This window comes from Roseofilum acuticapitatum BLCC-M154 (assembly GCF_030068475.1).
Taxonomy (GTDB): domain Bacteria; phylum Cyanobacteriota; class Cyanobacteriia; order Cyanobacteriales; family Desertifilaceae; genus Roseofilum; species Roseofilum acuticapitatum.
The window spans coordinates 48,865-73,387 of sequence record NZ_JAQOSP010000091.1 but is presented as its reverse complement, the minus strand read 5'-3'; the positions used below and the strand labels follow the sequence as shown (position 1 = coordinate 73,387).

24 protein-coding genes and 1 pseudogene are annotated in these 24,523 nt (G+C 48.3%); 8 read left to right on the top strand and 17 right to left on the bottom strand.

Annotated features, from left to right (window positions below; translation table 11 throughout):
* Positions 1-25 precede the first annotated feature (25 nt).
* Positions 26-163: pseudogene (locus PMG71_RS23930) on the top strand (hypothetical protein); the annotation flags it as partial.
* A 60-nt stretch (positions 164-223) separates the two neighbouring features.
* Positions 224-1,039, top strand: a complete 816-nt coding sequence (locus PMG71_RS13955; protein WP_283754310.1) for a tetratricopeptide repeat protein — start codon at positions 224-226, stop codon at positions 1,037-1,039.
* 68 nt (positions 1,040-1,107) lie between these two features.
* Here PMG71_RS13955 and PMG71_RS13950 read toward each other — a convergent pair whose 3' ends face one another.
* The 6 genes from PMG71_RS13950 to PMG71_RS13925 all read right to left on the bottom strand — a co-directional run bounded on the left by PMG71_RS13950 (position 1,108) and on the right by PMG71_RS13925 (position 7,696).
* Positions 1,108-2,304, bottom strand: a complete 1,197-nt coding sequence (locus PMG71_RS13950) for a glutathione S-transferase family protein (RefSeq protein ID WP_283754309.1) — start codon at positions 2,302-2,304, stop codon at positions 1,108-1,110.
* A gap of 164 nt (positions 2,305-2,468) precedes the next feature.
* Positions 2,469-2,996: an EamA family transporter RarD gene (gene rarD, locus PMG71_RS13945; protein WP_283754308.1), complete on the bottom strand. Its 528-nt coding sequence runs from the start codon at positions 2,994-2,996 to the stop codon at positions 2,469-2,471.
* Positions 2,997-3,011: 15 nt separating this feature from the next.
* Positions 3,012-5,243: an APC family permease gene (locus PMG71_RS13940; RefSeq protein ID WP_283754307.1), complete on the bottom strand. Its 2,232-nt coding sequence runs from the start codon at positions 5,241-5,243 to the stop codon at positions 3,012-3,014.
* Positions 5,244-5,358: 115 nt separating this feature from the next.
* Entirely contained in the window at positions 5,359-6,537 is a 1,179-nt protein-coding gene (locus tag PMG71_RS13935; RefSeq protein ID WP_283754306.1) for a homocysteine biosynthesis protein, read from the bottom strand.
* Positions 6,538-6,590: 53 nt separating this feature from the next.
* Positions 6,591-6,842, bottom strand: coding sequence for a hypothetical protein (locus PMG71_RS13930; RefSeq protein ID WP_283754305.1), 252 nt, complete (start codon positions 6,840-6,842; stop codon positions 6,591-6,593).
* A 65-nt stretch (positions 6,843-6,907) separates the two neighbouring features.
* On the bottom strand, positions 6,908-7,696 hold the full coding sequence (locus tag PMG71_RS13925) for a glutathione S-transferase (RefSeq protein ID WP_283754304.1): 789 nt from the start codon (positions 7,694-7,696) through the stop codon (positions 6,908-6,910).
* Between the two features lie 107 nt (positions 7,697-7,803).
* Between PMG71_RS13925 and PMG71_RS13920 the strand changes: the two genes are divergently transcribed.
* The 3 genes from PMG71_RS13920 to PMG71_RS13910 all read left to right on the top strand — a co-directional run bounded on the left by PMG71_RS13920 (position 7,804) and on the right by PMG71_RS13910 (position 10,509).
* Positions 7,804-8,454 carry a Uma2 family endonuclease gene (locus PMG71_RS13920; RefSeq protein WP_283754303.1) on the top strand — a complete coding sequence of 217 codons (651 nt, stop codon included), beginning with the start codon at positions 7,804-7,806 and terminating at the stop codon, positions 8,452-8,454.
* A 53-nt stretch (positions 8,455-8,507) separates the two neighbouring features.
* Positions 8,508-9,350, top strand: a complete 843-nt coding sequence (locus PMG71_RS13915; protein WP_283754302.1) for a lysophospholipid acyltransferase family protein — start codon at positions 8,508-8,510, stop codon at positions 9,348-9,350.
* 142 nt (positions 9,351-9,492) lie between these two features.
* Positions 9,493-10,509 (top strand): ribose-phosphate pyrophosphokinase, encoded by a 1,017-nt coding sequence (locus PMG71_RS13910; RefSeq protein ID WP_283754301.1) that lies wholly within the window; start codon positions 9,493-9,495, stop codon positions 10,507-10,509.
* A 44-nt stretch (positions 10,510-10,553) separates the two neighbouring features.
* Here PMG71_RS13910 and PMG71_RS13905 read toward each other — a convergent pair whose 3' ends face one another.
* From PMG71_RS13905 to PMG71_RS13880, 6 genes are all read right to left on the bottom strand, one after another.
* On the bottom strand, positions 10,554-10,985 hold the full coding sequence (locus PMG71_RS13905) for an NUDIX hydrolase (protein ID WP_283754300.1): 432 nt from the start codon (positions 10,983-10,985) through the stop codon (positions 10,554-10,556).
* A 5-nt stretch (positions 10,986-10,990) separates the two neighbouring features.
* Positions 10,991-11,434, bottom strand: a complete 444-nt coding sequence (locus tag PMG71_RS13900) for a DUF3531 family protein (RefSeq protein WP_283754299.1) — start codon at positions 11,432-11,434, stop codon at positions 10,991-10,993.
* A gap of 218 nt (positions 11,435-11,652) precedes the next feature.
* Positions 11,653-14,373 (bottom strand): SUMF1/EgtB/PvdO family nonheme iron enzyme, encoded by a 2,721-nt coding sequence (locus PMG71_RS13895; RefSeq protein WP_283754298.1) that lies wholly within the window; start codon positions 14,371-14,373, stop codon positions 11,653-11,655.
* A 389-nt stretch (positions 14,374-14,762) separates the two neighbouring features.
* Positions 14,763-14,996: a DUF433 domain-containing protein gene (locus PMG71_RS13890; protein ID WP_283754297.1), complete on the bottom strand. Its 234-nt coding sequence runs from the start codon at positions 14,994-14,996 to the stop codon at positions 14,763-14,765.
* Positions 14,997-15,151: 155 nt separating this feature from the next.
* A complete protein-coding gene (locus tag PMG71_RS13885) occupies positions 15,152-16,066 on the bottom strand; it encodes an AAA family ATPase (RefSeq protein ID WP_283754296.1) in 915 nt (304 codons plus the stop codon).
* Complete coding sequence (locus PMG71_RS13880; RefSeq protein ID WP_283754295.1) at positions 16,048-17,202, bottom strand: hypothetical protein; 1,155 nt, start codon at positions 17,200-17,202, stop codon at positions 16,048-16,050. The genes PMG71_RS13885 and PMG71_RS13880 overlap by 19 nt, the downstream gene beginning before the upstream one ends.
* A gap of 196 nt (positions 17,203-17,398) precedes the next feature.
* Here PMG71_RS13880 and PMG71_RS13875 point away from each other — a divergent pair, with 196 nt between their 5' ends.
* Complete coding sequence (locus PMG71_RS13875) at positions 17,399-17,635, top strand: hypothetical protein (protein WP_283754294.1); 237 nt, start codon at positions 17,399-17,401, stop codon at positions 17,633-17,635.
* On the opposite strand, the gene PMG71_RS13870 is transcribed toward PMG71_RS13875, so the two are convergent.
* From PMG71_RS13870 to PMG71_RS13860, 3 genes are all read right to left on the bottom strand, one after another.
* Positions 17,632-18,948, bottom strand: coding sequence for a DUF4335 domain-containing protein (locus PMG71_RS13870; protein WP_283754293.1), 1,317 nt, complete (start codon positions 18,946-18,948; stop codon positions 17,632-17,634). The two genes, PMG71_RS13875 and PMG71_RS13870, sit on opposite strands and share 4 nt — an antisense overlap.
* 40 nt (positions 18,949-18,988) lie before the next feature.
* Entirely contained in the window at positions 18,989-19,564 is a 576-nt protein-coding gene (locus PMG71_RS13865; protein ID WP_347179286.1) for a DUF3038 domain-containing protein, read from the bottom strand.
* A gap of 106 nt (positions 19,565-19,670) precedes the next feature.
* Complete coding sequence (locus tag PMG71_RS13860) at positions 19,671-20,378, bottom strand: diacylglycerol/polyprenol kinase family protein (RefSeq protein WP_283754291.1); 708 nt, start codon at positions 20,376-20,378, stop codon at positions 19,671-19,673.
* A 141-nt stretch (positions 20,379-20,519) separates the two neighbouring features.
* Here PMG71_RS13860 and PMG71_RS13855 point away from each other — a divergent pair, with 141 nt between their 5' ends.
* Both PMG71_RS13855 and PMG71_RS13850 read left to right on the top strand, forming a co-directional pair.
* The gene (locus PMG71_RS13855) at positions 20,520-20,873 is read left to right on the top strand and encodes a DUF6883 domain-containing protein (protein WP_347179287.1); all 354 of its coding nucleotides are present in this window, start codon (positions 20,520-20,522) and stop codon (positions 20,871-20,873) included.
* Positions 20,870-21,181, top strand: coding sequence for a DUF4926 domain-containing protein (locus tag PMG71_RS13850; protein WP_283754289.1), 312 nt, complete (start codon positions 20,870-20,872; stop codon positions 21,179-21,181). Before PMG71_RS13855 ends, PMG71_RS13850 begins: the two co-directional genes overlap by 4 nt.
* A 25-nt stretch (positions 21,182-21,206) precedes the next feature.
* Here the strand turns inward: PMG71_RS13850 and PMG71_RS13845 are convergent, their stop codons facing one another.
* Positions 21,207-23,159 carry a C1 family peptidase gene (locus tag PMG71_RS13845; RefSeq protein ID WP_283754288.1) on the bottom strand — a complete coding sequence of 651 codons (1,953 nt, stop codon included), beginning with the start codon at positions 23,157-23,159 and terminating at the stop codon, positions 21,207-21,209.
* A gap of 68 nt (positions 23,160-23,227) precedes the next feature.
* On the bottom strand, positions 23,228-24,487 hold the full coding sequence (locus PMG71_RS13840) for a tRNA nucleotidyltransferase/poly(A) polymerase-related protein (RefSeq protein WP_283754287.1): 1,260 nt from the start codon (positions 24,485-24,487) through the stop codon (positions 23,228-23,230).
* Positions 24,488-24,523: the final 36 nt, after the last annotated feature.

The window sequence follows — 24,523 nt, the reverse complement described above, 5'->3', positions numbered from 1 at the left end:
TGATCCTGAAAAAGCTTGTCTTTGCGTGGTTAAAGGTAGTCATACCATCAATTCTCATAAGCGTTCCTATAACATATTCACTGGCTGGCCTTATGAGCCAGAGCAATTGTCATACCTTCAAAAGAATTATCTCACGCCAATATCATTAAAAGCAGGGCAGGCTATTTTATTTGACAAAAGGTTATTTCATGGCTCGTCGCTTAACATTAGTGATTTAGAAAGAGTGGCTGCTACTGGCTTTATTGTTATCCCTGAAAATGCCCCCCTCTACTTTTGTTATCGAGAATCTGAGCAAGCAAACAACATTGAAGTTTTTCAAGTCCCTGACGACTTCTATAACCACTATATCTACGGCGAAAAACCCAGTGGCGACGGTGTAACCCTCATCAAAACTAAACCCTACACCTACGCCCCCCTCACCCCGGAACTCATCGCCGAAAAACTCGACCCCCTCCACCCCGATCGCGCCATCCCCCACCTCAAAACCCAACTGGCCGAACAACACCGCCAACACCAAACCGAACTCGACGCACTGCAACAGTCCCGCAGTCAACTGCAACAGGAGTTAACCGCAGCCAACGAACAACTGCACCAAAAAACCACCGAATTGGCAACCTTAAAAGCGGACTATGGCCAAACCCAAGGGGAACTCGAACAACTCAATGCTTATCTGCAACAGACCCAAGGTACAGCAGGCATCATTGGCTACTATCAGCATCGCATTGCCTCTGACCCCGATAACCTGCAACTCTACCACCAAGCCTTAGCCCTAGACCCGAATAATAGCGCCCTCCATCAACAATTGGGTATTGCCTTAATGGGACAACAGGACTTCTCTCAAGCCATCCTCTCCTTCCGCCGGGCGATCGCCTTAAATCCCCATGATGGGCGATCGCACCACCATTTAGGAGACGCTCTAGCCGAAATGGGCAAAATTACTGAAGCCAGCCAATGTTACCGTCGCGCCTTAGACCTGCAACCGCAACTCGCCAACCAGGGTGGAAAGGATATTGGACAATTAAAGAGATGGGCAAAATAAACGACACCAGCAGCATCGGTTTCTGCAAAGCGAACGGTTCGAGTATAGTGAAAGGTCATGGGCAACGATCACTGAAAATTGGCGGGGTTTTGATCGCGGCGATCGCGTACCGAAAGGGGAGTCCCCTGGCGATCGCCCACTAGAGCGGCTGTTGTTTCCAGAGCTTCCCGTAACCGTTTCGCCGCATAAATGGACATATCCCTAGGGACACTAATGCGATCGCGTAGATACCGCAACCCAGAATCTGAGCCAGAGGGAGGTTGGCAAATTTCCCCAGTCATCAAGTAAGTTAACGCACAACGTAGGGACTCATCCAATAGGCGATCGTCGGCTGGATTAACTCGAATAATATTCTGACGATGCTTCAGCACCCGGTGCAGAGCTTCTTTACGGGATGTTTCCGGTTCCGGATAGGTCACATCAGGCAAACCCAACCAAGGCCCCTCATCCACCCGTTTCTGATTCTCTTGAGTTTGAGGTTCATTATTAGCATGACAGCCCCCCATTTGCGGTGGTAAATCATGGGCATGGGTATGAAAATCACTTTGGGTTCCTCGATAGGTCGGCCGAGTTTCCATGGCATCAAACCAATCGGAAAAATGGGGGTTTTCCTTCCGCAAGCCATACCCTTTGTAGTAGTACAAACTGGCATTCATACGCTCCACATAGGGCGTGAAAATGATATCTACTGTGCCAAAATCCTGGAGAAAATAAGGGCCAGGGGTACTGCTCAGAGCCTTTTCTACTTCAGCCACCACATCCGTAAACTTTTCTTTTTGTCGTTCATCGTCACGGGGCGATCGCATCGGATAGCACAACCAACTACACCAAGCGCGAAACAGCAGCCGCTCCAGTCTCCGCAGAGGCATCACCTCAGCATCCTGCATTCCTGCACCATTCAGGGGGCCAAACTCTTGTTCTAGGGCGATTAAAATATCATCACTTTCCGTAATTAACCGATCATCCAACTCGATCGCCGGTAGCATCCCCGATCGCACTTTCTTCTGATACCACCCTTCCTTCGTCCCATAACAGAACATCGTCACCTTACGGATACGGTAAGGAATCTGTTTTTCCTCCAGCCATAACCACACCTTTTGACAATAGGGACACCAAGCATGATGATCCCGATAGAGGGTCACCCGCACCTCAGCTTCTGAATGACCAAATAAGCGTAAATTCGATTGGGCATTGGTGGGGCCATTGACGCGATCGATTGTAAAATCAGTCAGGGTTTCCAGTTCTGTCCAGCTTAGGGCAACCATAGGGGAAGTTCAATTAAAAAGGAGAGATTTTCAGGTCGGCAAAAGCCGCAAAAATTAAGGCTGATTATATCACTTTTGATCCGGTATTTTCGACCTACCCGCCATCTGAAAGACAGAATTGAGGGAATAAATCGCTAGAGCTGTCCAAATGAAGCTAAACGAGATCAGGTGGGTACGGCTTGGATATCCGTAACTTTACGGATCAGACCATATAATCCGAATGTTAAGGCCAGACCGATCGCAATCCAGGGGACTTGTCCGAGTTCCCAAATCAGATTACCTACACCAATCATAGCCAGACTGACGGCGATCCATTTCCAAAGGTTGAGGGGTTCTCGGAGAAAGACAAAACCGAGGAAAACACTAAATAGGGGATTAATAAAATAGCCTAAACTCGCTTCTAAAACGCGATCGCTATTCACCCCATAGATATAAATGCCCCAATTGAGGGAGACTAGGGTAGCCGTACTCAGCAGGATCGCCAGGGTTTTGGGCGATCGCCACAACCGCTTCACCTCCACGAGTCGCTGCTGTATCGTCAACACAGCCAACAGCAGCAGAGCCGACCAAATCATCCGATGACAGAGAATTTCCACGGCTGGCACTCTCTCAAACAGTTTCCAATAGAGAGGCAATAAGCCCCAAGCACCATAGGCCAAAATGGCATATAGAATGCCGATATTCAACTTCATTCGCACCCTTTGCCTTTAATTTTCGGTCAAGACCTCTTCAAAATCGAAATCCGGAGCAGCCAACACATAAACCAGTGTGGGCAAGTTCGCCGTCTTATCATGCAAAGTTTCATAATACTGGGTATATTGATGAGCCGGAATTAAATCCGGTTTAGCCAGTCCCAAGAAAATTAAATCTGCATTTTGAGAACTTTCATGGAGAATATCTTCAAACAAACGCCCTTCAGACACAATCACTTGGGCGATCGCACCCAAACGCAATTGACCGATAAACTGCTCCAAATTCAACCGCGCTGACTCTGCTGCCGTTTCATCCGTGACAATAATTTTCACAAAAATTTGTGCCTGATGCCAAGCTATATCTATCCGCAGCAAATAAGCCAACAAGAGCATTAATCCCCCATTAGCCTGCATTCCTCGCCACCAAATATCAATCCGTCGGCGATCGCCAAATCCCCGCTCTGGATTTTCCCGAAACACAATGACACTGCGTTTAGCTTGATGCAATTGGGCAATCATTTGACAATACTGATCCCGTCGTTCCGCCGACTCACTATCCCCTAACAGCACCGTATTAGGAACCAACGGCCCTAACCCATAAGTTTCCACCAATCGTACTGCCCCCTCAAATGGGTCAGGAGCCGTAATCACCCGTACTAAGGCTTGCACCCCTCGTTTTTCCACATACTCGCGAATCATCATCTGCAATTCTGACTGCTGAGAAAGATCCCGCGATCCCTCTGGAAGCACGCTAGAAATCGTAATTAATCCCCGATTGTGGGTGAGCGCATCGGCCAACTCAATCAGGGGCCAGCGCTTGCGGGGAATACCGGATAAAACTAATAAATGGGGCCGCCAGTTTTTGGGGTCTTCTGCATGATCCAGTTGCAGCAGTCCCTCCCGCAGAATCGCCATCCAAATGCCTCGCCTGGCATCCCCCCAAGTGGCTTCCATTTCTCGTCGTTGTAACCAGAGGAAAATGGCCAGCACAATAATGGCTGCCACTACGGTCGCGACTGCATCAATCAAGAACATGACAGCTAAACAGCCGATCGCCCCTAAAATTGAGAGATACCAGGGCACTTTAAAGGCAGGACGATAGGAGGGACTTTGCAAAAAGCCTTCAATACCTGCGGCAATATTGAGAACCATGTAGGTGGTGAGGAAAAACATGGTCAGAATAGGAGCAATGAGATCCAAGTCTCCTAAACAGACTAAGGCCACTGCTACCCCCAAGGTGACAATGGTTCCCATGCGCGGCTCATCTTCTGGGCCGCTTCCCGTTCCCAAAAAGCTCAACCAGTCGGGTAGTACCCCATCTCTCGCCAAGGCTTGCAATACTCTAGGAGCGCCTAAAATGCTGCCCAAGGCACTCGATAGGGTGGCTCCCCAAACCCCTAATAAGATGGCGGGGCCCCACCAGGACATTTGTTTCATAATCAGGGGATCGGCAATCAGACTTCCTGCATCAGAGCGCATGGCTAAGGCGACAGGCAAGATCATATAGATTACATATCCGGTAGCCACGGCTGCCAAAGTGCCATCGGGGATTGAGCGTATGGGGTTTTTCAAGTCTCCTGACATGCTCACCCCAGACATAATGCCGGTTACTGCGGGAAAGAAGACGGCAAAGACTGTCCAAAAGGGGGCGCTACTTTCTGGAGCTGCTCCAAACCATCCCATGGGGGTGACATCGGGAAGGCCGGAACCCCAGGCAAAAGAGGCTAGGGATAATAAAATTGCCCCCATGATGAAGTATTGGGCTTTGATGGCGACGCTGGCGGAAGTCAGAGCGACAATGCCTACGGCAATCGTAGTAATAATGCCCACATAGAGCTGATTGAGGGCGGGAAAGGTTTTGGCCACACTTTCGGCAAAACCGATGGTATAGAGGGCGATGGAAAGACTTTGGGCAAAATATAAGGGAATGCCGACTGCTCCGCCGGTTTCAATGCCCAGGGAGCGACTAATCATATAGTATGCACCACCGGTACGGACGACGCGATCGGTGGCAATGGCAGAGATGGATAAGGCAGTTAGTAAGGTAATGGAGGTCGAGAGGGTAACAATTGCCAATGTGGGAATGAGTCCTACACTGCCGACGACCCATCCAAACCGCAGATACATAATTACCCCTAGGATGGTCAAAATGGAAGGGGTATAGACTCCACCAAAGGTTCCCAAACCGGTTTTGACTGGCTCATCTGAACCTGATATCTGCGAAACTTCGGCGCTGTTTTTTTTCATATGAAAAAATGAACAATTAACAAATTAACAATTAACATGAGTCACTAATCGATCCCCTATCTCCCCATCCCCCTATCTCCCCATCCCCCTATCTCCCCATCCCCCTATCTCCCCATCAGCTATTAATGGATTCCAAAAGTCGGTCTTGGGGAAGGAAGGAGCGATCGCTAGGAATTGAAGCAACCGGTTCAGTGAGGGTAAATTCGCCTCTACTCATCCAATTTTTTAGGGCGATCGCCACTTGGCGCGATAGGTGCAAACTCGCTAAGGAAGCGCTACGCACTGGGGTTCCTTCGATGGTAATTTTACCACTTTTGAGTTGGGCATAACTGACTAAACCGAAGGTGGGGCGGTTGCGTCGGGGAATGGAAAAATCGACAATGGGAGCCACCAGATCTTGATCTTGCACGGCGCAGCATTTTACGACTTCTTCATTCAGCACGGGTATGGGAATGCCGACCCCTAGCATTAGGGAAGGGCCATAGTTTTTAAAGTAACATCCCCTAACCCATTCTCGGCTCATATCTTTTGCATCTCCTACTAAGGCTAGGGTAGCGGCCGGGCCGATGGGGGTACGATTAGGAAGGCGCTTTTGCAGGGGAAAGTGTTGGGTTCCTTCCCAGGTAATATAACCGATCGCTCCTCCAATAAAGATTCTTGTGCCAATGCCGATCCAGCTTAAATCTGGGTCATTGAGCAGGGGAGAGAGGGCCCCGGTATTGGCATATACAGCATTACCGAGACGAGGCAACAGGGGCCCTAGGTAGGTATAGAGGGTGCGATCGCCTCCATTGACTCCGACGATAAAGTTTTGGTAGAGATTGCGAGGATTATAGAGATAAAATTGGTTGATGCTTTCTTTGCTAATGGTGGTTTCAAATGATTCTCTTGGGTAACAATCTGTACCTTGTCCCAAGGCCCGTAAGGGTAAGGATTTGCCTGCAATCAGGTCTTCGATCACCTGTCCTCCACCCCGTTCTTTGAGGGTTTCACCTTCTCGTGCTTCAGGGATCTGGGTTGCTCCTAAATACAGGTCTACCGCTCCAAATCCAGAGTAGGCAGGAACTCCATCAATCCAACACTGACGGATTTTAATCGGTGGATCGGTTTGTCCTAGGTTGATCATGGCTCCGGAAGATTCCATGGGTTCAAAGGTTCCGGTGGCGATCGCATCGACCTGTTTGGCAACTTCAGAAATGCTACTCTCAGCAACCCTAGCTTTCAGTTCTTCTACGGTCACTACTACCGCTTTTTTGCGGCGAATTTTATCATTGATTTCAGCAATGGTACGCATGAGTTAAGAGATACAGCAGTTTCCTCTGCTATGAGGTACATTAATGATGGTTTTTAACGATATCTAGAACAGCTCAGAGCTTCTACCAAGTCTATTGTTTGCTCCCCCCCATTCCCCCATTCCCCCACTACAGCGCAAAGCGCTGTATCCAAGATAGCAATCGAGGGGGTATTCTGGGTGGAGAGGGGAGGAGCAGGAACCATTTCCCCTCGAAAATCTAACAGTTGTACCACAATGAGGTAGGCGATCGCCAAAAGTAAGGAAATGGCTCCAGTAAGAATAGCCACCAGTTTAGAACGGTTCATGGTTAGTGGGGGAATCAGTTGGGAATAGCTATGAAGATGATAGCCTAATGTGAGATTCTCAACCCTTACTCAATCTCAATCGAAGTGGGAGAAGTATTCGATGCTGGAGGAGAGACTGATTTACGGATGCTGGAGTAGAGGCGATCGCGCCATTCAAAGAAGGGTTGATAGGAAGGATTATCCGCTAATCCGGGAATCCCTTTACCTTGCAAAGATTCGGGGATATTCAGATAATTGCCTTCCGGGAACTTAATTAAAATACTCAGTCCAGCCACGGCTAAATCTGCCAGAGTGGGGCGATCGCACACCAAATAGGGATGATCGACCAAAATTAAACTTAAGGCCTCTAAATCCTGTTTTAAGCTCTCTTGAGCAGCATTAATTTCTTCAGGACTCAGACCCACTCCATAGCCTAAAACTTGAAACAATTCCTTGGGAACTGTGCCCACAAAAGTTTTGACAAAATCAGGAACAGGACTGGGTAAAACGGAGGTGCGGAAACTAGGGTCTTGACTTAATCCGCCGTATAATGCCTTCCGACTTTTGACTCCAATGGACTCATCTGCCCATTCTTCCATCATCAAGCATAAACCGCGCTGCCGGGGTTCGGTGGGCATAATCGGCTTTTCTGGGTATTGGCGATCTAAATAGAGGGCGATCGCCGTAGAATCCGCAATCACCGTATCTCCATCCTTAAGTACCGGCACTTGCCGTTGTCCGGAAATCTTCAACAGCTCCAGTTGTCCCACCCCTGGAGTGACTTCAATGGTGCGGTACTCTAATTCCTTGTAATCGAGAATTAATCTAACTTTCTCAGAAAATTGGGAAAATTCAAATTGGTATAGTTCTAACATAATTCCAACCCATACAACACCAGTCTCAAGGTTTAGCCTATCACGATCCGCCTTCAGAAAAAGTCATTAAAATAGAAACGCGATCGATCTATTTGAGGTATGCAACCATGTATGCGGTCATTTCTCCCCAAGAAATTCAACTTCCGGCTGGCAGTGTGGTGCGGCTACTGGGAACCTGGCAGGAGTATCAAATATTGTGCGATCGCCGGGGAGATGGTTCTATTCCTCGCATTAAATACCATTCTGGAGAAATATTGCTCATGTCTCCCTTACCCAAACATGGACGAGAGGCCCACTTACTCGCCGCCATCATCACAACGTTGCTGGATCATCAGGAACAGGAGTATGATGCCTTTACTCCAGTGACCATGCAACTGCCAGAAGCAAGTGGTATCGAGCCAGACTATTGTTTTTACATCGATCATTGGCAAGCTGTTTCCGGTAAAGAACGGATTGATTGGCTCAACGATCCCCCGCCAGATTTGGTATTGGAAATTGATGTCACCAGTTATTCAGATGCCCAGGATTATCTGCCCTATCGAGTGCCAGAAGTTTGGTTATTTCGGCAGGAAAAACTCTTGATTTATCAATTGCAAGGGGATGAGTATAGTATTCAAACCCAAAGCCAATATTTCCCAGAAGTCAACCTTGCCGATGTAGTTGCCGAATGTTTAACCCTTGCCTATCAGCGCAATACCAGTGCCGCCATTCGCCACTTGAAGCAGCAGTTGGTTGACACCGATCAAAAGAACAGTTAAAGATCAAAACGACCCGCGCTTAAAGAAGGCGATCGCCGATCTGAACCCCCCCCATGACAAACACTCTGCATCAACACCCAGGAGATGGATGGTCTCTAGACGAACGGAATCCGCAAATCATTCAATCCTGGATGCCGATTTGGAGTTGGTTTTATCACTCTTATTTTCGCGTCCAAACCGACGGTTGGCATCATCTTTCCCGCGATGAACCCGTCCTGATCGTTGGCTCCCATAACGGCGGATTAGTCTCTCCAGACATGATTATGATGATTTATGACTGGTTTCGTCATTTTGGTACAGAACGCCTGGTTTACGGGCTAACCCACCCCCATATTTGGGAACTCAGTCCCGCTTTAGCCAAAGAAGCAGTAGCCATTGGTTCAGTGCGAGCGAATCCGAAAATGGCGATCGCCGCTCTGCAAAAAGGAGCCAGCGTCCTCGTCTATCCCGGAGGAGCGCAAGATGTATTCCGTCCCCATTCCCAACGCCATCGCATCGAATTCGCCGGCCGTAAAGGCTTCATTAAACTCGCCCTCCGGCAAAACGTCCCCATCGTCCCCGCCATTTCCTACGGGGCCCATGATACCCTCATGGTTCTCGGCGATATTTATCCCCTGATGAAACAACTCCATCAATGGGGACTCCCTTGGCCCTATAACCTCGATCCGGAAGTCTTTCCCGTCTATCTCGGACTTCCCTGGGGCATTGCCTTTGGCCCCCTACCCCATATTCCCCTACCCATCCAAATTCATACCCGCATTTGCCAACCCATTCACTTTGAAACCTATGGACGCAAAGCAGCCGGCGATCGCGATTATGTCGAATCCTGCTATCAGCAAGTCCTAACCACCATGCAAACCGAACTCGATCAACTCATCGCCAGCATCACTCCTTAACCCAACCCCATACAAAAATCCGCCCAAAGTTTAACTCCATCCTCCCGTTTTTGGGCAAAACTTCCCCCATTAAATCCCCCAATCATAAACTTTTCATAAAAAATACATAATCAGAACCCAATTTCTAGTGATAAGATCGCCAATGAGTGCGCTTCGAGGGTTTGTCGTGATCCGTTCTGCGACTTTGGCGATTCAGCCAACGCTACCATCTGTCAATGAAAATAACCGCCTTCGGTTATTTGCTGGCTCTGCTAACTTGCTCTTGGCTCAAGAAGTCGCCCGCTATCTAGGGGTGGATTTAGGGCCAATGGTTCGTAAACGGTTCGCTGATGGCGAACTTTATGTTCAAATTCAAGAGTCAATTCGCGGTTGCGATGTTTATTTGATTCAACCGTCTAGCTCCCCCGTCAACGACCATTTAATGGAACTGTTGATCATGGTAGACGCTTGTCGTCGAGCATCTGCCCGCCAAATTACAGCCGTTATCCCCTACTATGGTTATGCCAGAGCTGACCGTAAAACTGCCGGTCGTGAATCAATTACCGCTAAATTAGTAGCTAATTTGATTACGGAAGCTGGAGCGAGTCGCGTCCTAGCCATGGATTTACATTCTGCCCAGATTCAAGGCTATTTTGATATTCCCTGTGACCATGTTTATGGTTCTCCCGTTTTAATTGATTATCTTTTAAATAAGCAATTACCCGATCTGGTCGTGGTGTCTCCGGATGTCGGTGGAGTCGCTAGAGCAAGAGCATTTGCGAAAAAACTCAATGATGCTCCCTTAGCCATTATTGATAAACGCCGTCAAGCTCACAATGTGGCCGAAGTCTTGAATCTGATTGGAGATGTGGAAGGCAAAACGGCCGTATTGGTGGATGACATGATTGATACCGCCGGAACGATTTCGGAAGGGGCGAGAATGCTGCGCGAAAAAGGAGCAAGACAAGTTTATGCTTGTGCTACCCATGCCGTTTTCTCCCATCCAGCCGTTGAGCGGCTCTCTAGTGGTTTATTTGAAGAAGTAATTGTGACGAATACCATTCAATACCCTGAAGCTAAACATTTCCCACAACTGCGGGTGCTTTCTGTGGCGAATTTAGTCGGAGAAACCATTTGGCGTATTCATGAAGATAGTTCGGTTAGCAGCATGTTCCGATAAATATTGTCGGGGCGGATTTTTTTTCGCCCCTACGTTTTTTTACCCTAAAAATACTCTAAAAATTCTGAGGGAACGACGGTTATTTTTCCCGATTTGCAGTCCTCAATATTCACCCAGAGAGCGGTTTTGCTGCGCTTGTTTTCCTGGAAAGTAAAGCGAGTTTGCTGATAAAATTTGGGGTCTACAAATTGGGCGCGATAGAGTTGAATGATTTCGTGTCCGGGTTGATTCTGACAAGTAAAAATACTTTCGATGCAGCCTAAATACTCGATTTGGGTTAACTCGGCGTTTAATTCTTCCTGAAATTCCCGTTTGAGGGCTTCGCGGGAGGTTTCCCCAAAGTCAACGCCTCCCCCTAATGCGCGATAGAAGGTTTGATCTTTATCTCGATCGTAGCCTTCCGAGAGGAAAATGCGATCGCCCTCTTGAATCAATCCCAGGGCAATTACCCGGATTTTTGGCTTCTTCTTGGACATGGTGATTAATATTGCACAAATGTATCTTCAGTCTCCGGAATTGGCCAATCTGCGTTCACTCCGCCAATGACTAGGGTCTCAATGGCTACAAATTCCTGACTCAGTTGCCGCAGAGCATTAATCAGGATATCCAGAGCGAGAGCATCACTGGTTCCTAAGTCAAACCAACAGCGTCCCCAATTCCCTTCATATTCAAATTCTCCCATATTATGCATTAAGGCCATCAAGGAGCGATCGGCCTGCTCCCTATCATAGGTCATATAACTGAGATCCAAGCCTTCCTCTTGCACTTGCAGATTTTCTGCATTAAATCCACCCAATTTACCCAAATAATACCAAGCATCAAAGGCTTCTTGCAGATACAGCTTTTCCGCATCACTGGGAATGGTGCTAAATTCCATCCAGAGCCAAACATCAAAGGGATTAAATTCGCGAAAGATCACATTCATGGCAATTAACCATTAACAATTTAGAGGGGGTGACAGCCAGCACGATGCTCGCACTATATTTTAACATCCATCAAAATGACTATAACCACAAAGAAACCCCATCCCTAACGACAAAGAAACCCGGTTTCTCCAAGAAACCGGGTTTCTGGGAACCCATGCGCGTGCTTAAAGGATCGCAAATATCCTTCTTTTGCATCCTATAAAATCATTTTTAATTTTTAATTTTTAATTTTTAATTGATTCGTCATCGCAACGGGGGAGAGAACGACGCGAAAACCGCTGCCCCCGTGCCTACCGTCCGCCGCATCCCTACTGCGATACGCAGAACGACAATAAGCAGGAAGGTTGCCCCAAGAACCGCCACGAAGCAGCCGGCGTTTTTCTTCATTATTTCTTTCATCACTATTTAGCCATATAGTTCCATCTCTAGTAGCTCCTTCATAGTTGTCATGCCACTCATCCGCGCACCATTCCCATACATTTCCATGCATGTCATAAAGACCAAACGGATTCGCCACTTGGAAATATCCCACCGGGGTAGTTTCTTTTCGATATTCTCCCTTTGGCTCTTCAGCATAGGTATAGTTGCCATTATAATTAGCTAGTTTTGTCGTTATCGTCTCCCCAAAATGAAACGGCGTTATCGTTCCGGCGCGACAGGCATATTCCCATTCGGCTTCGCTCGGCAGTCGATACTCTTTTCCCGTATATCGAGACAACCGGGCGCAGAACTCTACCGCATCATACCACGTTATGCTCTCTACCGGTCGATTTTCTCCTTTAAAATATGATGGCTCAGGCTTTAAATCTCGCTTCACTTTCGGCAATCTCGCCACCGCTTTCCATTGCCCCTGAGTTATGGCATATTTCCCCATGAAAAACGGTTGTACCGTCACCCGATGTTGGGGACGCTCATCACTATAACTATCCTTCTCCGTTTCTAGACTTCCCATCATAAACTCTCCCCCCGGTATCGCCACCATCTCCAGGTTCACCCCATTACAATCCTCACTAAAATACTGGGCTTGTTTTAGCTCCCGGTTAATTTCCTCCCCTCTCCGATTCACCGTCACCACCTCAAACGAGAACCAGCGCAACGGTGTTCTTTCCCGCTTCCGGGGATACTCCAACCGCACCCCTGCCACCTCTTCCGCTCCCTCCCGCTCCGAAGGCACACCGCGCCCATAGGCTCCATACTCGTGCCCCACCACCAACAACGGCTCAAACCCCCCGCGCAACGGTTCCGCCAACGTCTCCACCAGCGCCGCCAACTGCACCAACTGCCCCTTATCCTCCGCTAAATACGCCCGTCGCAACGCCTGTGCCAACTCCTGCGCTACCTTCGTCGGCTGCACATACGCCAGCGCCACCCATCCCTGACGCTCTGCCAACTTCCGGTTCTTCACCTGCTGCTGCACATACTCAACCAAAAACTCTGATAACTCCCTCAACTCCTCATCAGTCAATCCCCGCAACAACTCCTCCCGAATCGACAACTCCATCCGGTACACTTCCTCTAACTCCTGCTCCCCTTTCTCCGACTCCCCCAACTGCATTTGACAGAGATTCGACAACAACACATCCGCCACCCCATACCAAGGAACTCCCCCATCTTTACGGCTATCCTTAAAAAAACGCTCCCACAACCGATACAACACATCCGCAGTCAGCACCAACGGAAACGCCCCATACCGCGCCAACCGCCCCCAGGCTTCCCCATACCGCCGATAAAATCCGGCAATTCTCCCCTGTACCGAGAATGCATCAAAATCCCGTATTGTCACGGATGTATCCATTAATTGTAGGGGCGAACGGCCGTTCGCCCCTACAGGTTTCGCCCCTACAGGTTTCGTTGGGATGAGGGCATCCCCCACCAACCAATTCCCCAACTGCTCCAACTCCTCCAACCCAAACATGCCCATCCGCCCATCCACCTCGGCAAACCGGGCAATCTCCTCCGCCGACGTATCCCCCCAACGCACAGGGGGCAAGGGATTCAACCAGCCTATCCGCGCCACCGACAACAACCCATACTCTAAAAACCGCTCCGTCTCCTCAATGCGCTCTTCCACATAGCGCCCCCGCGCCGCCCCCCCATCACTCAAAATCACCATCACCTGCTCTGGATGCCCCTTCCGCAACACCTCCCTCACCCGCACCTGTCGCCAACATTCGGCATCCTCATACACCCGCAACCCCGGCACATTGCGAAAATACAACACCCGCACCCCCTGCGCCGCTTTCAGCAGCAACCGACACAAAGGCTGAAACGGAACCATCGAAGCCGAGCTATCCACCAACAGAATCACCTCAAACCCCTCGCACCACCGCCGATGATACACGGGAGCAGTAAAAAATCCCCGCCGCGCCACCTCCGTCACTGTCGCCACCACATCCACTTCCCGCGATAACTCTTCTGAGAGCATCGGCGACTGTAACCGACTCCAAAACTCCTCCATCTCCCGCCGACTCACGGGAAAATAATTGCGCTCTTGGGGCGACTTCCGCACCGCTTCCCCCACTTCAGGGGCGCTATACCTGCGACTTAACCAGCTCTCAACCGTCTCCCCCGTCTCCTCCCCATCGGGAAACTGGCGCTTATCTACAAGGGGAACAACATTTCCCCTCTCTTCCTCTCCTCTCCTTTCCTGTTGCTCTTGCCGTTGCTCTCGCTGCACCCACTCTGCCAGCGCCACCGTCACCTGCTCCGACTCCCGTTTTCGCCACTGGGCAAAAGCATCATCAAAAATTCGCTGCTCCTGGGGCGACTTCGCCCACACAATGCGAAACAACCGCCCAATCTTCTCAGCATCACTAACCTCTAACCCCCTCTCCAAAGAATCCACCAACCCCTCCAGCGCCAACCGATACTGCTCAGTCGTCAGATGGAGCGGCTCGCGCAATTCTAAAAATAGGTTCAATAAGGGTGGATGTTTCATGGTTCCATTTTACCCACACCAGGGTCTAGAAACCCGGTTTCTTAAACCTTACAGGATGTCATTGCGAATGGAACGCAGTGGAATGAAGCAATCGCAAAATCTCCGAATCTTGGCGATTGCTTCCCTGCGATCGCAATGACAAGTCTTTTTTTTATAGTTGAGTAGGGTGGGCAATGCCCACCATAAAATATACTAGGTGGGCATTGCCCACCCTACAAAGCTAGGTTGAACATAAAGAAAATCATCAGATGCAAGCCGAGATTCCTTCCAAAATCCCCAATCCTCGCTTATACTCGCCCAGGGTCTAGAAACCCGGTTTCTTGAAGAAACCGGGTTTCTAACAGCGTTAGGATTGATTTAAGATAAAAAAAATTGATCAAACAATATTTTCATCGCTCAACCGCTACTGTTTCATTCCAACTCATCAGTTCATACTCTAATAATCCCTCCACTTGTTCTCGCTCGACTCCAGGAAACCATTCCAGAAATTGATCGATAGAAGCTCCATCTTTGATATTCTCAAAAAACGCAGCAACTGGCACACGAGTGCCTCGAAAAACCCACGCACCACTCACTTTATTGGGGTCACGTTCTAATATTGTTAACAGACGAGATCTATCCATACTCTTTACCTCATAATTAGGAGTAGGGTGGGCATTGCCCACCTAGTATATTTTATGGTGGGCATTGCCCACCCTACAAAGCTTAAAATAAAGAAAATAATCAGCCATTAGGGTGCGTTACGCTGTCGCTAACACACCCTACGATCTACAGTCTACTACAAAAAATCTTGCCGTTCTTGTCGCTCTTTCAACAATGTATTCGCATAGGGTAAATCTTTTTGTCCTAACTTCTCTAAAACCTTGTCCGGTTCATAACTAATTAACGCCTGAAACCAATCAATCAATTCACTGGTACTCACCTTGCGCTCGTCCATATCCTCTCGCAACTCCAAGAATTTATCAATGGCTTGAGTTACCACTGCTTCCGGTGCTTCCTTAAACCTGCCCTCAAGAATTCTCTTCAACTCTTCTTGATTCGGCAATTCAATATAATGATACAGACAACGCCTGAGAAAGGCGCGGGGTAACTTCTTCTCCTGATTACTGGTAATGATGATAATAGGCGGTTTCTCTTTGTTCGATTCCCACCGCTCATCTAAAGGTTTGACAAAATAATGTCCTTCCTCCAATGCCAATAATAAATCATTGGGAAAATCCCGGTCAGCTTTATCAATTTCATCAATCAACACCACCGTCCAAGCATCCTTATCCTGAAAAGCATGTCCTAACGCCCGTTTTTTCAAAAAATTGCCTACCTCAGCCGGATTTTTTTCACTCTCTTTAACCCCCGTTTGCTGCAACTGCGCGGCTTGCAACCGGCCAATATAATCATAGGTGTAAAACCCTTCTTCCGCTTTGCTCGTCGATTGCACATTCCAGAGTCGAAACTTCCAGTTAATCTGTTTATATCGTTGACTCAATTCATAAACCAAAGCATAGGCTAACCGACTTTTGCCACATCCCGGTTCCCCCTCCAACAACAAGGGACGCTTCAGCAATAAGGCTAAGTTAACCGCTTCAATCAATTCTGGACTGGGATAATAGGGATAGAGTGTAGTCTGGACTAGCTCGCTCCATTCCCCCGATTGCGGTTGTTCGTCTCCAGTATAGTTTAAGGGTAGTTGAACCATCGTGTTTCTCCTTGTAAATCTAAATTAAATTCAAAGTTTTGCTTAAAATGATCTTTCAAATAGTGATAAATATTTTCTAGGATAAGACTGACTTGCCCCTCGTTGGTATTATCCAAGATTTGTCGTGCTAAAACATCAAATTGATACTCTGGCGTTTTTTTGACAGCTCGATGTATGGAAGGTAAACCCATGGTTAATTCTGTTAACGTTAAGTGTTGTGTTATTGGGAATTTGAATTGCTCATACTGTTCTCGCCAATTATTGTTTGTATTGCCATCAATAAGATAGAGAATAAAATAATTTTCTGATTCTTGGATCATGCTTTTCCAGTCTTCCAGAGATTGTGAAAAGTTTTCAAATTGATCCCTGTCTAATTGATCGATGTTGTCAAGGCGAATAATTAAATTATAATTCCCCCTAGAAAATTGATAGACTTTTTGCTTGATTGTATCTTTAATGCTCTGGATGTTATCAGTTGATAATACATTCAATGAGTAACGCTGGATTTGATCTGCACTATCATCATCACAGGCTAAAATTTCAGTTTCCAGTCGCCACATCAACCAAGCTCGACTACACCGACATTGAGTATTAATTAGAAATGTACCTACTTTCGGTCGATAGCAACCAATCGTTGTTAATCTATGAAGTTGTTCAGTATGATCTAAGGTAAGAATTGCACGATATAAGCGATTCGCTCTTAATTTTCCAGGTGTGATGAGTCCTAGCTCTTCTAAACTCAACCCCAAGGCAACCCAATAAGCTTTAAATGCCCTCTTATCTAGATCTTTTTGTCCTCTAAAATCTTTCCATGAACGATAAGAAATACCTTGAGGAACTAAAATTCTATCACCGATTAGCTGGTCAATATCACTTCGCTCTAATTCTGACTTTTCTATTTGCTCGTTAATCTTCCACTTATTATACTTCGCTCGAACGCACAATTCTTTTCTGGTAATTCTTTCTTCAGTGATTCTCGCGGGTAAATCCCCATTACTGGAGCCAAAAATTAAAACTCTAGCCGCTTCAATTAATGCGTCACTATCGTCTCCTGTTGACCAATCGAGAGCGTTTCTTCTAGCTTCAATTTGTGTTAGTTGCTCATCTGTAGCTTGTAGTTTCTCACTCTTAGGCATTACACCATTAATAGTATTTTGTCAAGATCAGGTTTTGATCGGGTTTTGAACTTCTTATGCCTTCCGATTAGGGTGGTATCAACCCAAGAAATGCTGCTCGCAGTCGCGGGGAAACCCAACAACTGCAAACAACAAACAAGGCTATCTCTATTTAACCACGGGCAGCATCTGGGGGATTGTTTACCCGGTATAAATCATGAAAAGTCAACAACGGATCAAAACGGAAACCGATCGACACCGCGCTCATCTTATCGGTGAGGCGGCGAGTAATCTTGATACGGCGCACGATCTGCGGTTTGAGGTACAAATTCCAGCCAATATCGACATCCCGGCAACCGATCATCATCTCATCAACAGCATTCAGGCTGAGTATGGGATCATGATTTTACTCCAAATTGCGGTGTTGATGGCGATCGCCTTCCACCGTCGCTAATTCCCTGATTGCAAGAAGGTTTGTACCGTTCCATCCGGGTTTAAAACAACACGCAAACTGGGTTGCAAATTACCTTCTAGGGGAGAAACCAACCGTTCACCGAGTAAAGGCATTCCCGTACGATCTAAATAAGTGGCGGCAGTTTCTCCTAGGGGGGTAATGCCTTGAACTGTACCATCGGAATTCAGAGCAATATTATACTCAATGGTTTTATCTAAACTTTCTGGAGGAGTCCAACGCTGTTCAAAATAGCGCCGAGCTTCAGCCACTTGGGGAATGTTATCAAATAGGCTATTTTCTCCCCTTGCCTCTAGAGGAGGGGAAGCGCTTTGAGCTTCTGTGGGGGGAATGACATCATCAAGTTCCGTGGGGGGACGCTCTAAAGAAGGCGGAGGAGCCAGGGCGGGCAGTTCAGCTTCAGGAGCGGGCAAAATGGCGGCTTGTTCCGGTTCTTCAATGCTTTCTTCAATGCTGGGTGGGGGGGGGATAGAAATGCCCTCAGAAGGGGCACTCAAGACCGGCTCAGGGGGCGCAAAAGTGGGTTCTGGAGGGGGAGCCGAGGGGGAAAAAGTGGGTTCTGGAGGGAGATTCGCCGATTCAGGAGTAATGCCACCAACGGGGGGAGGAGGAGGCAGTTTTTCATCGGAGGTCATGGGAGAGGGAGAGGGGGAGGGGACTGCCTCTAGGGGTGCAGGGGGAACAGTGGGCGTGGGTTGTTGAGCGATCGAGGGGTTATCATAAGTTTCTGGGTTGGGAGCTTGAGTGGCGGTTTCAAAGCTTGAGTCGGGATAGGGATAAAGGTCTTTGAAGACAATGACACTACTGGCCGTTATGCCAATACCCAGGAGTAAGCTGGCGACAAATCTGAGGGAATGGTTGGGTTGACGGATGGGTTTGGCGGTTTCAATTGCTTCGGGAAGGGCGACTAGATCTAAATTATATTGTTCGATCGCCGTTGCCAAATCGAACAGTTGTAAAGCGCTGAGGGTAACGGTGAGGTCATTCTCGTCTTCTCCCAGGGGGCCAAGGTTCAGTTGATGTTGGGTGAGGCGTTTGGGTTCCGTTGGGGGAGACTGGGTGAGCAGGGTTTGCACAGTGGTGGTGACGGTATCCGAGAGGGTTTCGAGTTGAGTGCGATCGCCCTTAACCATTATTTTAGCCTCCATTCCCTCCCTTGGGTCATCGAAGTGCAACCGAAAGCGCAGATTTTTGATCGCCGGTTGTTTCGTCCATCGGGAGAGGGGAGAAGATTGACCGATAATTTCTAGGGTGCAGGTGGGTGGGGTATAGCGTCGGATGACGGAGGAACTCATGGGGTCAATTCAATTAAAAATTAAAAATTAAAAATGAAATTTACAGGGAGCGGTCTAGGAGGGCTAACCAGAGACGACGGGGGCCTCCGGGACTGGAGTAGAAGAGCAAATCGATCAAGAGTTTGAGGGCCAAGGGGGTCAGCTCATCAGGGGGGATATCTTCACCATCAAGCATTCGCTCTTGATAGGTGTTGGTAAAGGTGTCTAGATAGTCTCCTAAGAGGGAGATGGTATGCAGGGGTCGGTCTTCGGCAGTCAGTTGTTCTAGGAGTCCGACGGCACGGCGAATCAGTTCTTGGTGATTTTGGGCTAATTCACAACAGATTAACACGAGCGATCGCGCCTCTTCCACATCCAGTTTTTTCCGCCCGCCACTCCCTTTGCGTAAGGGGTTCGCTTGACGCAAACGCCACAAGTTAACGCGATCCGTTACTCCTTCTAGATTAAGTTTACTCGCTGCTTGTAGCATGGCTTCGGAGCCAATTCCCGCTAAGGCCTCCAGTGCCAGTAAAATGAGATCTAACTGGGCTTTAATATTGTCGAGTTGCTCTGGTTCGGGGACTCGCTCCAAGGGCAATGGGGACTGTGATTTAGGTGACTTCACGGGTGAAGGCATACTTTAAGCATAGGGGATGGTATTGATTCTAGTGTGAGTGTTACAGGTTTGGAAACCAAACTGTTCAATTAAAAATTAAAAATTTCAGATTTGCTGTGGGGCACAGTTAACGAAAATACAATTCTCCGATGGTTAAGCCTTCTATGAGTCCAAAGGCGAGGATAGCGCTACCGAGGGGGACGGTTAGATTATCAATACCAAAGCGGGAAAACGCTTCCAGGAAGGTGGCAAACAGAGCAACAATCGCTGCACTGCTCCAGATTAAGCCCACATTGCCATAAACCGGTAGCAAGATCGCCACACCGATTAGATAGCTGACGGCAAACATGGTAGCGGTTCCTTCCCAGGTTTTTTGGATTGTTCCCAGGAAGTAGGGATGAGTGCCAAAATTTTGCCCGACTAAGGCAGCTAGGGCATCGCCCCAAGTCATAATCAAGATCCCCAAAGCTGCATAATAGGGCTGATGCAGGGGCCAAAAGAGGGCAATAAGCAAACCAATACTGATGGAGTAGAAAAATGTGCCCCAACTTTGGCGACCGATGCCATTGATGCCCGGTAGGATAGGAAAAGAGTAGGATAACAGGGCGATCGCACTAAAGACAATGGAGGCCGCTATCCCCACCCAAGCGGGAATATCAAAGAACCAGGCCAACAGAATTACATTTCCTGAGCCAATATGGACGACCTTGCGAATGATTTCCGCATTCGCCCAAGGATAACGACTCAACCAGACTGAGGCAAAGAAGATCAAGCCTAGCCATAGACTGATGGTGAGAAATTTTAACTCTAAAGTAAAGATGGGGGAAATGGACACGATCGCCTAGGGTTTCCGGTTCTTGACTGCTCTATGTCTGATTCTGCCAGAATTTGGCCCCCTCTAACCTGGATTTTCTCGTTATCCTTAAAATACTCGCGTTCTATGCCAACCCATGAGCGGCAAACTCCGCGTCCAACCGTGAAACTTAAAGAACTGGTTGTTGAAATTGTCATCGATCCTCGCAAGCTCACTCACTATGCCCTAGACCCAGAAAATCCCAAAGGAAAAAATAAAGCGTTGATGTTTGCTCAACATTTAGGTTACACCAAAGATAACTATCAAGCCTTACTCGACCAAATTTACCAAAAAGTTCTCAATGCAGAAGCGATCGCCCAAAGTCAAGACCAATATGGTACAAGATATCAAATCGATCTTGAAATTCAAGGAATCGAACCCGAACAACTCGAAACCGTGCGGACGGGTTGGTTAATTCCCGAAAATGGCCAATACGCTCGACTGACTACCCTTTTTATTAAAAAGCGATCGCCATGAAACCCGAACTCTTCGACCTTGTAGAACTGCTGATCGATTTACCAGAATATCACCTATTCATCGGCGATCGCGGTGCAGTTGTTGAGTGTTTAGACGACACTCACTTTGAAATTGAGTTTTCTAACCCAGACGGAGAAACCACTGCCCTTTGTCCTCTGTCCACTGAGCAATTTATGGTGGTTTGGCAGAGTGAAACTAAACAATGGCTGGCTACTGGCGATAAAATTAAATGGATGAGCGATCGCTTATCTGAAGAAAAACAGGAAGAACTCTTGAATTTTGCCCGCTTTCTCTATCAAAAAGCTTGACACCTTTGACTGAAGTCGCGATCGCCTATTCTTCAGTTTCGGGTTCTTCTCGCTCTTCTAACTCCGGTTCTCCCATAATGCGGGCAAATGTCGCTTTTAAGGTGGCTGGATCTTGGGGAAAGGCTTCATGGGAGCGAGCCGCAGAATGGAATTGAGCGCCCTGGGAACCGGTATTGGGGGCTAAGATCCAATCCACTTGTCCAGAAGCGATCCAGCTTTGCAGTTGCTCATCTTGGCGGATAAATTTCTCCATTCCGGCGATCGCCGTTCCTTGAGCATGGGTAGGAGAAAAGGGAATGCGGGGTTTTTCTTCTAGACTATTGGCAATCAGATAGAGCAGAGACCGATTATAAATATTAGCGCATTGGTCGTTATTTTCCGCATCATCGGTAAGGGTAAAGAGGGTAAATTTACCAATTTTATTATTGGCGATCGCCTGGCCATAACTTTCATGAAACGCTGATAGACTGGACGCAGGGGCCCAGAGGGTACAGGAGGCGATCGCCCGATCATAGCCCACATCCCCCCCTAGCAGGGAACCACTAATTAAATCCTTTGTGGTTAACAGTTGTACTAAGGGTTCTAAGAGCAGACTGCCTAAACTATGGCCGATGAGATGAATTTCTAGATTCGGCTCTTGCTTTTGCAATTGGTCGATATATTGCAAGGTTAAGCGAATCGCCCCATTATAGACCTTTGCGGCTTGCAAGGCTTTGGTTTTGAGAATGTTCCATTGCACACTGCCCTCTGGACGCACAAGGGGTTCTAGGGCATCATCGAGGCGATCGAGCATGAAATCCTGATTCTCTTCTACTGTGCCTTCCGGTCGGCGCTGCTTCAATCCATTTTGCAGAATCTGGGTTAAAGTTGCCCCATACTCATTATTCCAGAGAAAGGCCAGGGGATAAATTTCTTGATTGAGAAAAACTTGCCGCAAGTTGGTCATTGCTTCCACCACTTGGTCTTGGGATTTTAAGCCTCCTGGGGCGAAGAGGCAAAGGCGTTTTTTGTGCCAAGATTGGGTAATGCGAGGGAAGTCTTCAGTTAAAATTCGTTGCAGGGCTTCCGGGGATGTACCATAAGTTCCACTACCTGCTAATTCCCCTTCTGCACCAATGCCGATCAGGTGGGGACGCAGGTCTTGATAGATGTAGGCGCTGCTTTTTTGCAGACCACTGAGTTGTTTGGGTTTCCGGGGAATGGGGTTGTTGAGGATGACGGGCACACCCAAACGCGCTACCCAAACATCTGTGCCGTTGATCAGCCAATCATCGTAGGCGATCAGGGCAAAGCCATTTTTTCCCCAGGTATTGCCCCAGGAGTTTTGGAACCAAAAGCCCCGTTCATCATAGCCGACGAGGGCAAAGGCATGGCCGCCCCGGATGGTTTCTTTGAGGGGGATAACGCCATCAGAGCTGATTTGTTCCCAGCCTTCATGGACGAGACCGGTGGCATAAAGGATACCCACTTCGGCGATCGCACTATGCATGGCTACCAGGTCTTTATGATTGACCCGATAATAGGCTCCCAAGGGCCGTTGGGCGGCATCGGAGGCTTGGGGGTCGTTGAGGTCTCGTTTGACTTGGCCGGAGCGATGAGTCCAGAGGCGATCGCTACAAACTCCGTGTTTATGCCAGGCTTTCATGGCTCCTCTGGCACTCGATCCTTCATAGTCTTCTCCTGGCCATTCATCGTAGCGTTTGGCCATGGCATACAACATCCAGGGACTGACCTGAGTCAAATTTTTTAACCCATAGCGTTTGACGAGCAAATAATGGGCAACGGTGGCTAGGGCAAAGCCCGTACAAGCTCCTTCCCGTCCTTGATCGAGGATGGGAATATTCCATTTGGTATAGTTTTCTAGGTCGATACGAGCGGGGACTTCGACGAGGGTGGCTTGGTAGAGTTGGTCGCGAAAGTCTAGGGTGTCGGGACGGGTGTCTAGGATGCGATCGACGACTTTGAGGATACTGTGCATGGGTGGGTCAGGGGGAATAGGCGACTAGGTTAAGTTTACCTTGGTTTAGGGCTGGAGCAACCGGGTTTCTAATCGGGTTTGGTGGGTTTGAGCCAATGTCGGGCAAAATCGATGGCCTCTGCTTCGCTGGTGACTTTGCCTTGAATTTGGGCAATTTGAATCTCGGTTAATAATGTGCCGATTAATTTGCCTTTGGGTAGGTTAAGGGCTTCAATTAAGGTATTGCCAGCGATCGCCGGTTGGGGATATACAAGGGGATCGTCGGGGTTGAGGTAGCGATCGCACAAGGGGGCGATCGCCTCGATAGCCACCCCTGCCACCCGCGCTAACAGCATCAAAGTCGGAAACACGGGACGGATCGCCTGAAAGAAAAAATACTGGTCTCTTAGGCCCATTTTCTCCGGGTGCAGGATATCCGGTAAACGTTGGATAACCGAGAGTGCCGCCCGAATTTCGGCACGACTGAGTTTCAGATTTTTGAGTTCTGCCTCGGCTTTTTGGACTTCTGGAGCAATAAAGAGAATTAACTTAGCTAAACTGATGCCATGGGTGGGTTGACTGGCGAGAATGGGTTGATTAAAGTGTTCAGGTAATTGAGACCAGCGATCGCAAAATTCCTGTACCACCCCATCCACCTGATGCACTTGACTCACTCGCTCGGCACAGGTATGGGGAAACCAACCGGTTAACACCCCATCCTTCCAAGCCCTTTCTAGCGCTTCACTTCCAGAGGGCAAATTCAGTAAATATCCTAACTCCATCCGTACCCGTTCGGCTGCCACCTGACGCAATTTTGGCGCTAACGCAATCAGCGTTTCTTGGGTTTCGGGGTCGAGAGTAAAGCCCAGTTGACTGGCTTGCCGATAGGCTCGCAGAAGTCTGAGGGGATCGTCCGCCAAGTTTTGCGCCGATACCATACGGATGACTTGCTGCTGCAAATCTTGACAGCCGTCTAAGGGATCGATTAAGGTCTGGGTAAAGGGATTATAGGCGATCGCATTAATCGTAAAATCCCGTCGCTTGAGGTCAATATGCAGGGTTTCCCCCTCCTGTTGGGCAAAATCTGCTGTTGCTCCCTCAAACACCACCCGCGCAATTTGCCGCCCGGCATCCAACACCACAAACCCAGCCTGATAAAATCGAGCAATCTGACGCGCCGTTTCTACTGCCTTTTCTGGCAGCACAAAATCCAGATCTAGATAATCCCGTTGCCGTTGTAGCAAGCCATCGCGCACTGCTCCCCCGACTAAACAGGTATCTTCAGGAAGCCATTCTAAACCAAAGGGCCAAGTTTGGGGACTCAGAGCAGCTACGGTTAAATCAAGCATGATGGATTAAAATCTGAACACATTTGGGCAATCTCA

Bases quoted from the DNA above. Each gene is read 5' to 3' on its own strand.
- PMG71_RS13950 (WP_283754309.1), bottom strand. From the start codon at position 2,304: ATGGTTGCCCTAAGCTGGACAGAACTGGAAACCCTGACTGATTTTACA.
- rarD (WP_283754308.1), bottom strand. From the start codon at position 2,996: ATGAAGTTGAATATCGGCATTCTATATGCCATTTTGGCCTATGGTGCT.
- PMG71_RS13940 (WP_283754307.1), bottom strand. From the start codon at position 5,243: ATGAAAAAAAACAGCGCCGAAGTTTCGCAGATATCAGGTTCAGATGAG.
- PMG71_RS13935 (WP_283754306.1), bottom strand. From the start codon at position 6,537: ATGCGTACCATTGCTGAAATCAATGATAAAATTCGCCGCAAAAAAGCG.
- PMG71_RS13930 (WP_283754305.1), bottom strand. From the start codon at position 6,842: ATGAACCGTTCTAAACTGGTGGCTATTCTTACTGGAGCCATTTCCTTA.
- PMG71_RS13925 (WP_283754304.1), bottom strand. From the start codon at position 7,696: ATGTTAGAACTATACCAATTTGAATTTTCCCAATTTTCTGAGAAAGTT.
- PMG71_RS13920 (WP_283754303.1), top strand. From the start codon at position 7,804: ATGTATGCGGTCATTTCTCCCCAAGAAATTCAACTTCCGGCTGGCAGT.
- PMG71_RS13915 (WP_283754302.1), top strand. From the start codon at position 8,508: ATGACAAACACTCTGCATCAACACCCAGGAGATGGATGGTCTCTAGAC.
- PMG71_RS13910 (WP_283754301.1), top strand. From the start codon at position 9,493: ATGAGTGCGCTTCGAGGGTTTGTCGTGATCCGTTCTGCGACTTTGGCG.
- PMG71_RS13905 (WP_283754300.1), bottom strand. From the start codon at position 10,985: ATGTCCAAGAAGAAGCCAAAAATCCGGGTAATTGCCCTGGGATTGATT.
- PMG71_RS13900 (WP_283754299.1), bottom strand. From the start codon at position 11,434: ATGAATGTGATCTTTCGCGAATTTAATCCCTTTGATGTTTGGCTCTGG.
- PMG71_RS13895 (WP_283754298.1), bottom strand. From the start codon at position 14,373: ATGAAACATCCACCCTTATTGAACCTATTTTTAGAATTGCGCGAGCCG.
- PMG71_RS13890 (WP_283754297.1), bottom strand. From the start codon at position 14,996: ATGGATAGATCTCGTCTGTTAACAATATTAGAACGTGACCCCAATAAA.
- PMG71_RS13885 (WP_283754296.1), bottom strand. From the start codon at position 16,066: ATGGTTCAACTACCCTTAAACTATACTGGAGACGAACAACCGCAATCG.
- PMG71_RS13880 (WP_283754295.1), bottom strand. From the start codon at position 17,202: ATGCCTAAGAGTGAGAAACTACAAGCTACAGATGAGCAACTAACACAA.
- PMG71_RS13875 (WP_283754294.1), top strand. From the start codon at position 17,399: ATGAAAAGTCAACAACGGATCAAAACGGAAACCGATCGACACCGCGCT.
- PMG71_RS13870 (WP_283754293.1), bottom strand. From the start codon at position 18,948: ATGAGTTCCTCCGTCATCCGACGCTATACCCCACCCACCTGCACCCTA.
- PMG71_RS13865 (WP_347179286.1), bottom strand. From the start codon at position 19,564: ATGCCTTCACCCGTGAAGTCACCTAAATCACAGTCCCCATTGCCCTTG.
- PMG71_RS13850 (WP_283754289.1), top strand. From the start codon at position 20,870: ATGAAACCCGAACTCTTCGACCTTGTAGAACTGCTGATCGATTTACCA.
- PMG71_RS13845 (WP_283754288.1), bottom strand. From the start codon at position 23,159: ATGCACAGTATCCTCAAAGTCGTCGATCGCATCCTAGACACCCGTCCC.
- PMG71_RS13840 (WP_283754287.1), bottom strand. From the start codon at position 24,487: ATGCTTGATTTAACCGTAGCTGCTCTGAGTCCCCAAACTTGGCCCTTT.